This window comes from Lewinella sp. IMCC34183, assembly GCF_003390915.1.
In the GTDB taxonomy this organism is placed as follows: Bacteria; Bacteroidota; Bacteroidia; order Chitinophagales; family Saprospiraceae; genus Neolewinella.
In genome coordinates this window covers 532,721-543,741 of the sequence record NZ_QMEM01000003.1, presented here as the reverse complement: position 1 = coordinate 543,741, position 11,021 = coordinate 532,721, and the positions used below count along the sequence as shown (strand labels likewise).

General features: G+C 59.8%; 7 protein-coding genes. 5 read left to right on the top strand and 2 right to left on the bottom strand.

All coding sequences use genetic code 11. The features are described 5' to 3' along the window. Positions 1-224 precede the first annotated feature (224 nt). Positions 225-1,325, bottom strand: a complete 1,101-nt coding sequence (locus tag DQG19_RS09840) for a VWA domain-containing protein (RefSeq protein WP_116126077.1) — start codon at positions 1,323-1,325, stop codon at positions 225-227. Continuing rightward, a complete protein-coding gene (locus DQG19_RS09835) occupies positions 1,318-2,637 on the bottom strand; it encodes a serine hydrolase domain-containing protein (RefSeq protein ID WP_157974429.1) in 1,320 nt (439 codons plus the stop codon). Before DQG19_RS09835 ends, DQG19_RS09840 begins: the two co-directional genes overlap by 8 nt. A gap of 676 nt (positions 2,638-3,313) precedes the next feature. On the opposite strand from DQG19_RS09835, the gene DQG19_RS09830 reads away from it, so the two are divergent. From DQG19_RS09830 to DQG19_RS09810, 5 genes are all read left to right on the top strand, one after another. Then, on the top strand, positions 3,314-4,465 hold the full coding sequence (locus DQG19_RS09830) for a carboxypeptidase-like regulatory domain-containing protein (RefSeq protein WP_116126075.1): 1,152 nt from the start codon (positions 3,314-3,316) through the stop codon (positions 4,463-4,465). 11 nt (positions 4,466-4,476) lie between these two features. Beyond that, on the top strand, positions 4,477-6,600 hold the full coding sequence (locus tag DQG19_RS09825) for a tetratricopeptide repeat protein (RefSeq protein ID WP_116126074.1): 2,124 nt from the start codon (positions 4,477-4,479) through the stop codon (positions 6,598-6,600). A 54-nt stretch (positions 6,601-6,654) separates the two neighbouring features. After that, complete coding sequence (locus tag DQG19_RS20845; RefSeq protein WP_157974428.1) at positions 6,655-7,242, top strand: hypothetical protein; 588 nt, start codon at positions 6,655-6,657, stop codon at positions 7,240-7,242. A gap of 119 nt (positions 7,243-7,361) precedes the next feature. Beyond that, the gene (locus DQG19_RS09815; RefSeq protein ID WP_116126072.1) at positions 7,362-9,647 is read left to right on the top strand and encodes a DUF5682 family protein; all 2,286 of its coding nucleotides are present in this window, start codon (positions 7,362-7,364) and stop codon (positions 9,645-9,647) included. Positions 9,648-9,898: 251 nt separating this feature from the next. Beyond that, a complete protein-coding gene (locus DQG19_RS09810) occupies positions 9,899-11,017 on the top strand; it encodes a P1 family peptidase (RefSeq protein ID WP_116126071.1) in 1,119 nt (372 codons plus the stop codon). The last annotated feature ends 4 nt before the right edge of the window (positions 11,018-11,021 follow it).

The window sequence follows — 11,021 nt, the reverse complement described above, 5'->3', positions numbered from 1 at the left end:
AATCCGGAGTGCTGCGGGAAAATCTGCGAGAATCTGTGGCTAATCCGTGCGAATCTGTGTGAAACAAAGAAGGCCGCGAAGCGGCCGCCAGCTCCATCACGGAGGCCTCGCTCCACGGAGGATTTCACAGCGGTGCCACAGAGAGAGGTAAGCCGAGGAGAGGGAGGCCAAACGCAGAGGAAAAGAGGTACGTTAAGGTACGCAGAGGCGCGCAGCGCATCCCTTCACCCATACAACGCCTTAGCCAGCACCTCCGGAAACGCCCCCGGCGTACTAGCGAACGGCTTTAGCCCGAGCTCCGTCAACAGCGCCGCTACCTGCTGGTCGTAGGCCGGCGCACCTTGGTCGTTGAGGGCGAGCACGGGCAAAAAAGTCAACCCCGACTGCACCAGGCGACTTACAGACTGCATCATCCGCGGGATGGAGCCGCCTTCAAAGAGGTCGCTCAACAGCACGAGTACCGTATCGCGGGGAGCCACGTTGAGTTGCTCGGCGTACGCCAGCGCGCGGGCAATGTCGGTACCCCCGCCCAGTTGCAGGGCAAATAGCAGCTCGATGGGATCCGGCAGGCGGGCCGTAAGGTCGACCACGCTGGTGTCGAAGGCCACCACGTGGGTCTTTACGCTCGGCAGGCTGGCGAGAATGCACGATAGTACCCCGGCGTACACCACCGAGGTAGCCATCGAGCCGCTCTGATCGATGAGCAGGATCACGTGCTTCAGTCCGCTGCGGCTACGCTGTTGTCCGCGCAGGCTAACGGGCAGTACGGTCCGGTGCTCCGGCTGGTAGTGCTTTAGGTTGACGCGGATGGTCTGGTGCCAGTCGATGTCGCTGTGGCGCGGCCGCCGGTTGCGGGCCTGCGCACGGCGACGACCGCTCAGCGCCTGCAGCAGGGGCTGCCGCAGTTGCTTCTCGATCTCCTCGACCAGGCGACGCACCACCAAACGGGCGGTTTCCCGGCTGCGCTCGGGCAGCACGTTCTTCAGGGTAAGCAGGGTGCCGACGAGGTGGACGTCCGGCTGAATGGTTTCCAGTAATTCCGGTTCCAGCAACATCTCCTGCAGGCCGAGGCGCTCCAGGGCATCGCGTTGCAGCAGCTGTACCGTGTCGGTGGGGAAGTACTTGCGGATGTCGCCCAGCCAGCGGTTGACATTGGGGCTCGACGGCCCCAGTCCCCCCTTGCGATCCTCGCTGTTGTAGAGCGCCTCCAGCACGGCGTCCATGCCGGCGGCGCGGGCGGAGAGCTCGGGCCCACCGTCCTCGTCCTGTGCGTCCTGCCCCAGGATCAGGCGCCACTTGCGCAGGTATTCGTCGTAATCACTCATAGGCCGCCAGGATGCGCTGGATCAGCCCGTCGAAGTCGGTCACTTTATCTTCCGAGTGGCCCAGGCGCGCCACTACCAGCCCCTGCTGCGGCATCACGAAGACGCGCTGGTCCTGAAACCCGCGCATCATGTAGGCGTCCGGCGGCAGGGAAGGCATATCCGGCCCCGGCAGCCAGAGCTGGGCCCCGTAGGTCCCATCGCTGCCGGCCGCGGGTTGGCGCATGTACTCGATCCACGCGGCGGGGATCCGCTGTTCGCCGTTCCACCGTCCGGTCTGCAGCATCAGCTGACCGAGGCGGGCCCAGTCGCGGGCCGTGGCCCATCCGTAGCTGCTGCCCACGGGCCGGCCGGTCTGGTCGGGCTCGATGAGGAGGCTCGGAGCGATATCTCCAAATAGTTCATCCAGGTAAGCGTACAGCGCATCGTTGTCGCCGATTTCTCCCCGCAGGTACTCCATCAGGATATTCGTGGTGCCGCTGGAGTAGTTCCACACCGTGCCCGGCGTCTCCGCCAGTTGGTGCCGCAGGGCAAAGTCAGCGAAGTCCGGCGTCTCGTGCAGCATGACGGTAGCGTCGGTGATGCTGCCGTAGCCTTCGTTCCAGGCCAGGCCCGAGTTCATGTGCAGCAGGTCGCCGAGCGCGATGTCGGCCCGCGCGTCCTCCCACACTGCGGGGAACAGGTTCCGGCGTTCGACGGGCGCGGACGCAGGTGCGGTGACGGTATCTGCGGAGCGGTGCAACCAGGCTCCCACCGCCAATCCGGTCAGGCTTTTCGTCATGGACCATCCCAGCAGACGGGTATCCCGGTCGTAACCGGGGGCGTACCGCTCCCCGACCAGCTTACCGTCCTTGAGAATGACGATCCCGCGGGCGCCGCCACCGGGTACGTGTTGCATGCCGTAGTCGAGGGCGGGCTCCAGCGCCGGGTTGGGGGCTGCCTCCAGGGGCGTGGCCATCATCCGCGGGGCTTCGGCGGGCCGGGCGGCCGGGAGGGACCGTTCAGCGTTGTTGACGAGTACGCAGCCCCGCGCGCCCAGATAGTAGGCTTCCCGCTCTACGAGCCCAAACAGGTTCGCCCGCAGGGTATCTCCGCTGGTACGCAGGTCGTAGTACCCCAGGACACTGAAGTTCAGGTCATTGGTGCTGATCTCCTCCAACTCCCGCCCCTGCAGGAAGTGGCAGCTGCAGGCGTGCTTGGCCGCATACCCTCCGCCAATACTGAGTAAGGGTTTGAGCCACAGGTACGCACTGAAGAGCAACACGACCAGCAGCGTGAGACCGACCAACCAGCGTTTGAGGGGGGAGGTGTGCATAGGCGCGAAGATAGGGGGTTGGACCGCTCTGGGTGAGTGTTTCACTGTGGGGGCGTTCGAGGTCAGCAGAGGTAGGGAAGGTGCAACGCAGCGGAATGAAGGATGCGGAGGCGCGCACCGCATCCCCAATCCGCGTAATCCGAAGCCGTGCGGGAAAATCCGTGCTAATCTGTGGTCAATCCGCGACAATCTGTGTGAACCTAAAGAAAGCCGCGCAGCGGCCGAAAGGCACAGCACAGAGGTATCAGAGGAGTGCAGAGGTAGGGAAGGTGCAACGCAGAGGAATGAAGGGCGCGAAGGTGCGCGGAGGCGCGCAGCGCATCCTTAATCCGCGTAATCCGAAGCCGTGCGAGGAAATCCGTGCTAATCTGTGGTCAATCCGCGACAATCTGTGTGAACCTAAATAAAGCCGCACAGCGGCCAAAAAGCACAGCACAGAGTTATCAGAAGAGTGCAGAGGTAGGGGAGGCATTCCGTAAACCAGGGCTTGAGACCACCCGGTCCGATTTTCGAACTGCGCTAGCCAACCTGTTTGTTGTGGCGACTTACACAACTAGCCTTACCATGTAAAAAACCGCTTCCTAGATAATTTGGCCTGGGAATATTTGCCGCCTGTCTGCCTATATTTCAATCACCAATCGAAGCTTCTGCTGACTACTCATTCCAATCATTCGCTTTGCCACACCAGGAAATAAAAACTGCTATTCAAAACGGCCACATCGATGAGGCGGTCAGTCTGCTGCGGGAGGTTGCGGACCGCCAGGGAGATGCCCGGCTACAAAATGAAGTTTCTGCCCTTTCCGGGCGGTGGGAGCGCCTGAAGCGAGACAACCGTTCGGGTGTCCTGGAGGGCAGTGAGGTGACCCGGCAGGAAAGCCAGATCGTAGTGGTTATCCTCGCCATTGTCGACACTATTCCAACCGGTGCACCATTGCGGGAGGAACTGGAAGAGAAGGAAGAAGAGATCCATCGCCCGTCCGTTGAACCAGCGAAAGTAGCCGGCGAGGTACCACGTGACGGACCGGCCGGCTCCAGAATGACATCGATCCTAATCGGTGCGATTTCGGCCGCGGCGATCATCTTACTGATCGTTTTCATTCCCTGCCCTACGTCCAGTCAGTACGAAGTGTTCCACGTACTCTTGGCTCTGGCTGCTGGGGGACTGGCGGGTGGGCTGACGGGATACATCACCGCCAACCCGGTCAGTTACGTTTCCGCCGGTGGGGGACTGGCGGTTTTTGCCTTGGTATTTTTTGCCGGCCCGGAGGAAGCCCTCGCGGAGGGTAAATGTGCGGAGCGGGGACCGTTCGACTTCGCGTTGCGGCTCGACCCGGTCAAACCCGGTGGGAATTATCCCGACTTCGACCCGGAGGAGTACCTTCCGCAACTTTGGGTTGGCAACGATTGGGTGGACGGTACGGTAGACGACAATTTGGTGGTGGACTGGAAAAACCTATCCGCTAACCTCGATGGCCAGCGGCTGGCGTTTCGCTTCAAAACGACGGAGGGTGCCAGCTGGAAAGCCGAATCTGACTCGGTGAATGTGACGAGTTCGACCGGGCAGCAACTCGTATTGGTTCCTAACGGAGTGCTGCGTTTGCTCCGCGGTCGCGTCCTTGATTATGATCTCAATCCGATCCCGAATGCCACTATAGCCTTCGAGGAATTGGATACTATTTCGAATGACGCCGGACGCTTTGCCTTGCCCATTCCCCTTGACAGGCAACAAAAAAGCTATCCGCTGGAAGTCCGTGCTAGTGGGTATCGGGTCTATATGGAAGAGCACTTTCCTCATTCGACCTTTACCGTTAAATTGGAGAAGGAATAAAAGTACCGACCTTGAGACGACTTCTCCCATTCATGCTATTAGCAGCGTGTTTTGCTTCGCCACTGGTTTGCCAGGAATTAAGGGGAGTCGTACTCAATCAAAGCAACGACTCGCAGCCTGAAGCCGGGGTCAAACTCACCTTTTTGGTCGGAAACGCCAACCCGGAAACCACCAACGGTAGCGGGCTTTTCCACGCACGCTTGAGCGGGGTGACCGATGGCGACCCCGTAGAGATCATTGTGCAAAAGGAGGGATTCGTACTCCTCGGGCCGGACGAAACGATCTTCCGCATGAATATGCCGAAGGGTCAGGAATCGATTCGGATTGCCATCGCCAGCCGGGAGGCATTCAATAACCTTAAGGCCGATTACGTCATCGGCATTGAAAAACGTCTGGCCCGGGCCGAGCGCGAGCGGCAATCTTTGATCAATCGATTAGGGGAAGATGCCCTGGATGATAATGAGCGGAAAGCACTGACCAGGACCATCTCCCAACAAAGCCAGGAAATTGAAACCCTCCGGAGCAGCAAGGAAGAGCTCGCCCAGCAGTTGGCCCGCATCGACCTGGACGAGGCCTCCGGATTTGCCCGGAACGCGCTCAAAAAATTTCAGGAGGACGGGGACGTAGAAGGTGCCCTAGCCATGATGACGGCTGAACGGGTAGACGAATTTTGGGAAAACGTAAGCGCGCAGGAAGAAGAGGTCAAACGAGCAAAAATACAGGGAATTGAAAATTACATGATCCGGGCAAGGTTGCTGGCCGCGGATTTTGCTTTTGCCGAAGCGGATTCGATGTATCGTAAGGCTATTGGGAAGGATTCTAGCAATTTCCAAAACATCATTGAATATGGTGAATTTCTACACAAACAACATGAAATTTTAAGGGGAATCGAGTTTTATAAACAGATTCGATTTTCTTCGCTGACTTCTGTCCAGCAAGCAACTGTGATGAATAATCTCGGGAATCTATACCTTGACGGTAAGCGCTTTTCAGCGGCAGAGTTGGCTTACGAAGAGGCGCTTGCTCTTCGGCGTGAACTGGTTTCGAGCGATTCGACGGCCCACGTACCTAGTTTCGCCATTAGTTTGAGCAACCTTGGAAACCTACACAGGGAAAATAAACGCTATGCAGCGGCGGAATCGGCTTACAAGGAGGCGCTTGCCGTTAGGCGTGAAATGGTGTCGAGCAATCCGGGTGCCTATACATTTGATCTGGCCAATAGTTTAAACAACCTAGGGGTTTTGTACAGCGATATAAGGCGTTTTACTGAGGCGGAGTCAGCGTACGAGGAGGCGGTTGGTCTGTATCGAGAACTAGCATCAAATAACTTCGCGGTATACTCGCCCAGTCTGGCTATGAGTTTGAATAATCTGGGTGTGTTATACAGCGATATTCAACGCTTTGTGGAGGCGGAGTCAGCGTACGACGAGGCGGTTGGTATTCGACGTGAACTTGCTTTAAGCAATCCAGCGGCGTATTCGTCCGATCTGGCTACGAGTTTGAACAATCTCGGTGTCTTATACAGCGATGTTGAGCGCTTTGTAGAGGCGGAATCAGCGTATGACGAGGCGGTTGGTATTCTGCGTGAACTTGCTTTAAGCAATCCAGCGGCGTATTCGTCCGATCTGTTACAAACCTTACGGAATCTAGGGGCTCTGTACCACCGAAACAAGCGCTATTCAGCGGCAGAATCGGCCTTCGACGAGGCGCTTTACCTTGGGCGTGAACTGGTGCTGAGCAATTCGCCGGCATCCGCACATGATCTGGCCAAAAGTTTGAACAATTTGGGTGTTTTCTACAGCGATATTGAGCGTTTTGCGGAGTCCGAGTCGGCATACGATGAGGCAGTTGGCCTTTATCGTGAATTGGCTTTGAGCAATCGGGCGGCATACTTGCCAGATCTGGCATATACTCTCAACAACTTAGGCAAGTTGTACCGCGATAATCGGCGTTATGGGAAGGCGGAGTCAGCGTTCGACGAAGCGATAGCCCTACGGCGTGAACTGGCTTTGAGCAATCCGGCTGCGTACTCGCCATATCTAGCCAGCAGCTTGAATAACCTAGGGCTTTTGTATAGTGAAAATGAGGGCCTGATGGAGGCGGGGTCGGCGTACAACGAAGCGATAGCCCTTTAACGTGAACTGGTTTTGAGTGATCCGGCTGCGTACTCGCCCAACCTAGCCAGTAGTTTGAACAACCTAGGAGTTTTATGTGAATTTTCTGCCAAGCCCTATATCGCACTTGAGAATTATCAAGAAAGTGTAGCATTGTACTGTGAATTTTACCTTCAAGGAAATCAATCTCTTACCGATGATATTTACCGAGGGCTTAACAATTTAAAAGATATTTGCGATACGCTATCTGCCCACCAAGACTTTACAAACGTCCTACGTGCTCAAATTACGATTGCAGAAACGTGGGAAAAATTGCTTTCGGTGAATTCGGATTTTCAATCCCAAACCGCTATAGCACAAGGCCGTCTCGCCTGGTATGCCCTCTTCGCACAACAATTTCACGAAGCCAGAACAGCCGCGTTGCGCGCCTTGGAACTGGATCCCGACGGTGTTTGGGTAAATACGAATCTGGCGCTAGCGGAATTATTCCTTGGCCACGAGGAAGCTGCGAAGGAGATTTACCTTTCTTTCAAGGACAAACCCTTTCCCGGCGACCAGACAGGGCGAACGTTCCGGGAGGTGTTTTTAGCCGATATGGACGAACTGGCCAGTAAAGGCATTACGGCTCCGGCGTTTGAAAAAGCAAAAAAATGGCTGCAATAGCGCTTGCCGCATAAGTACAAGTTTTAAAGGCAGGGGCATCGAGTGAAGGTAGGGAAGTGAAATAGTCATGCCGCCACTCATTCAAGCTTCCTTTGGGGGACCTCCCGTACCTTTCCCCCATGCAGTTCCGCACCTTCGGCATCCGTCACCATGGCCCGGGCTCCGCCCGCCGGCTCCGCAGCGTGCTCACCCACTGGCGCCCAGACCTGATCCTGCTGGAGATGCCGGCCGACAGCCAGCCCGCCCTGCGGCAGCTGACCACCCAAGGAATGCGGCCGCCCCTGGCGCTGGTGCTGTACGACGCCCGGGATATCGAACGGGCCAGCTTCTTTCCGTTCGCCCGCTTCAGCCCGGAGTACCAGGCCGTCGCCTGGGCCGCCGAGCAGGGCGTGGAGGTCCGACCGATTGATCTGCCGGCCAAGCATTTTTTGGCGGTACGCGAGGAAGAGCAATTCATCCTCTTTCCTACGGAGGAGCCCGACAGCCCCTCCCTTATTCCCGGAAAGTCCCGCAAGGAATTGGCCCGCCAGCTTCGCTCCGATCCGCTGGCCGTCGTGGCCGGGCTGGCCGGCTATCCGGATAGCGAAAGCTGGTGGGACGCCACCCTCGAGCGCACCGACGCCGGTGCCGAAGCTACCTTCCAGGCAATCCTCGATATCGTAACCGACCTGCGGGAAACCTTCCCGGAAGCCTCCAACGAAGAAAACCAGCAGCGCGAGGCCTTCATGCGCAACGAGATCCGCAAGGCTGCCCGGGAATCCTTCGAGCGGGTGGCCATAGTGGTCGGGGCCTGGCACGGACCCGCCGTACGCGATACTGCCGCCTACAAGGCCAGTACCGACAAGGCCATCCTGCGCGGACTCCCCCGCGTCAAGGTCAGCCAGGCCTGGGTGCCCTGGTCGTTCCCCCGCCTGGCCCGCAGCGGGGGCTACGGGGCCGGGGTTACCTCCCCCGCCTGGTACGCCACCCTCTTCGATCACCCGGAGGGCGCGGTCGGCCGGTGGATGGCCGAGGCCGCCCAGCTGCTCCGGAAGGAAGGCTTCGAGGGCAGTCCCGCCATGGCTACCGAGGCGGTTGGCCTGGCGAATACGCTGGCTACCCTGCGTGAGCATGAGCGACCGGGCATCGCCGAACTCGAGCAGGCCGTCCTCGGCACCCTGGCCGCTGGCCGGCCGGAACGGCTCGCGCTGATCCATAATCGGCTGACGGTGGGCGAAACGGTAGGCTTCGTACCCCCCGACGTCACCACCGTCCCGCTACTGGAAGACCTCCGCGCCGAGGTCAAGACCACCCGCCTCAGCAAACTCTGGGAGGCCGCCGGCGAGCAGTACCTGAAGGCCACCAAGACCAATCCGCGTGGCGGCATCGACCTGCGGCAGCCCAACGACCTCCGCAAGAGCCACCTCCTCCACCGGCTCAACCTGCTCGATATCCGCTGGGGGAAGCTGCAGCCCGGGGGGGGCGACAGCCTCAGTAGCTTCAAGGAAGTATGGCTCCTGGAGTGGCAACCCGAGTTCAGCCTGCTGGTCATCGAGCGGGGCAGCTACGGCAATACGGTCGCGGCGGCCGCCACCGCCTATACCCGCGAGAAGGCCGCCGGCCTGACAATGGTGAAGCCGCTGGCGGAGCTGACCCTGCAGGGCCTGCGGGCGGGTCTGCCCGCCGTCGTGCCGCCCCTCATGAAGCAACTGCGCTCGCGCGCCGCCGAGACCACCGATGTGGCCGCCCTGCTGGCCGCCCTGCCCGCCCTGGTCCAAACCAGCCGCTACGGCGACAGCCGCAAGACCGATACCACCGCCCTCCTGCTGGTGATCGACGAACTGCTGCCCCGGCTGGCCGCCGGCCTGCCCGCCGCCGGCAGTAACCTGGACGACGAGCGGGGGCACGAACTGGTGGAACTGATCTCGGCCGCCAATTACCACCTGGCCCAGCTGGACAATCCCGACCTCGACGACCTCTGGCTTCGTGGATTGACCGCTACGGCCGCCGCCGGTGCCCACCCCGCCGTGGAGGGCCACTGCCTGCGATTGCTCTCCGACCGTGAGATTATTACCCCCGCCGAGGCCGCTACCCGCTTCAGCCGGGCGCTGTCGCGCAGCCACGGCGCGGGACCCGTTGCCGAGTGGATTTATGGTTTCCTATACGGCAGCGGACAACTGCTGCTGCACCACCCGCCGCTGTTCGCGCTGGTCGACGAATGGGTGGCCGGACTCGAGTGGGAAGACTTCGAATTGGTCGTGCCCCTCCTCCGTCGCACCTTCTCCGAGTTCTCGCGCTACGACCGTCAGCGGATCATGTCCGTGGTCACCGTGTCCCAGTCGGACCAACTCACTGCACCCCCGGAACCAACGGTAGCCTCCGCCGATGATCCCCTGATCGGAGAACTGCTGCGGTGGATCGCCTGAGAATAAATTTTTTATTTATCTGCGGAAAGGGATGACCGTCAGCCCCTCACTTCGTCTGAAGGAGGAATTAAGGCTACATGACCTGAGGGTCGGCCGTTAGTGTCCGACCTGAGACCTATGAACACAAGTTTTTATTTTTGATTGACACGTTAAGAGACCAATAACTTTAGCAATTGATTATCAAAAAGCGCCATGCCCGTAGGGGCTTGGCGCTTTTCTTGTTTGGCTCACCGGCGTCGTACTTTTCGGCTATGATTTATTTGCTCCGTCTCTTGCTGCTTATGGCCCTCCCGCTTGCCCTCGCTTCCCAAGATCGTCCGCGCGACCTGAATGTCCCGTTCGGAGTAATGACACCCGGTCCCGAAAACGCGATCACCGACGTCGCCGGGGTCCGTGTGGGCCACACTACGCTATTCCGGGGCGACAGCGTCCGGACGGGGGTTACGGCCATCCTGCCCCACGCCGGCGATATGTACCGCGAAAAAGTGCCGGCGGCCATCTACCTGGGCAACGGCTACGGCAAGTTGGCCGGCTACAGCCAGGTACGCGAACTGGGCGAACTGGAAACACCTATCGTCCTGACCAACACCCTCAGTGTCGCGACCGGGATGAACGCCCTGATCAGTGCCTGCCTCCGCGACAACCCCGACGTACAGAGCGTCAACGCCGTCGTCGGGGAGACGAACGACGGCCACCTCAACGACATCCGCGGGCGCCACGTGGCGGAGGCCGATGTACTCGCGGCAATCGAAGCGGCCACCGCAGGGGAAGTCGCCGAAGGCAACGTAGGTGCCGGCACCGGTACCACCTGCTTCGGCTGGAAGGGCGGCATCGGTACCTCCAGCCGGAAACTGCCGGAAAGCCTCGGCGGCTACACCGTAGGCGTACTGGTCCAAACGAATTTCGGCGGGGTCCTCCAGATCGCCGGCGTACCCGTCGGACCCCTGCTCGGGGAGTATTACTTCCGGGAACAACTGGACGAGCGAGCCGACGGCAGCTGCATGATCGTAGTCGCTACCGATGCCCCCCTCGGTCCCCGTAATCTCGAACGCATCGCCAAGCGCGCCATGCTCGGCCTGGCCCGCACCGGTGGTATCGCCAGCAACGGCAGCGGCGACTACGTCATCGCCTTTTCTACCCATGCGGGCAACCGCATCCAGGCGGACGGTCCCAGGGTCCGGGAAGTGCAAGAGCTCGCCAACGGCGGCACCAGCCCCCTCTTCCTGGCCACCATCGAGGCCACCGAGGAAGCCATTGTCAACTCCCTCTTCGCTGCCGAGGACATGACGGGCGTCGATGGACACAGCCGTGAGGCGCTGCCGGTAGAGCGAGTAATGGAATTGTTGCGGGAACGGGGGGCACTCAGGTAGCACT

Coding starts and splice junctions, on each gene's coding strand:
- DQG19_RS09840 (WP_116126077.1), bottom strand. CDS start 1,325: ATGAGTGATTACGACGAATACCTGCGCAAGTGGCGCCTGATCCTGGGG.
- DQG19_RS09835 (WP_157974429.1), bottom strand. CDS start 2,637: ATGCACACCTCCCCCCTCAAACGCTGGTTGGTCGGTCTCACGCTGCTG.
- DQG19_RS09815 (WP_116126072.1), top strand. CDS start 7,362: ATGCAGTTCCGCACCTTCGGCATCCGTCACCATGGCCCGGGCTCCGCC.
- DQG19_RS09810 (WP_116126071.1), top strand. CDS start 9,899: ATGATTTATTTGCTCCGTCTCTTGCTGCTTATGGCCCTCCCGCTTGCC.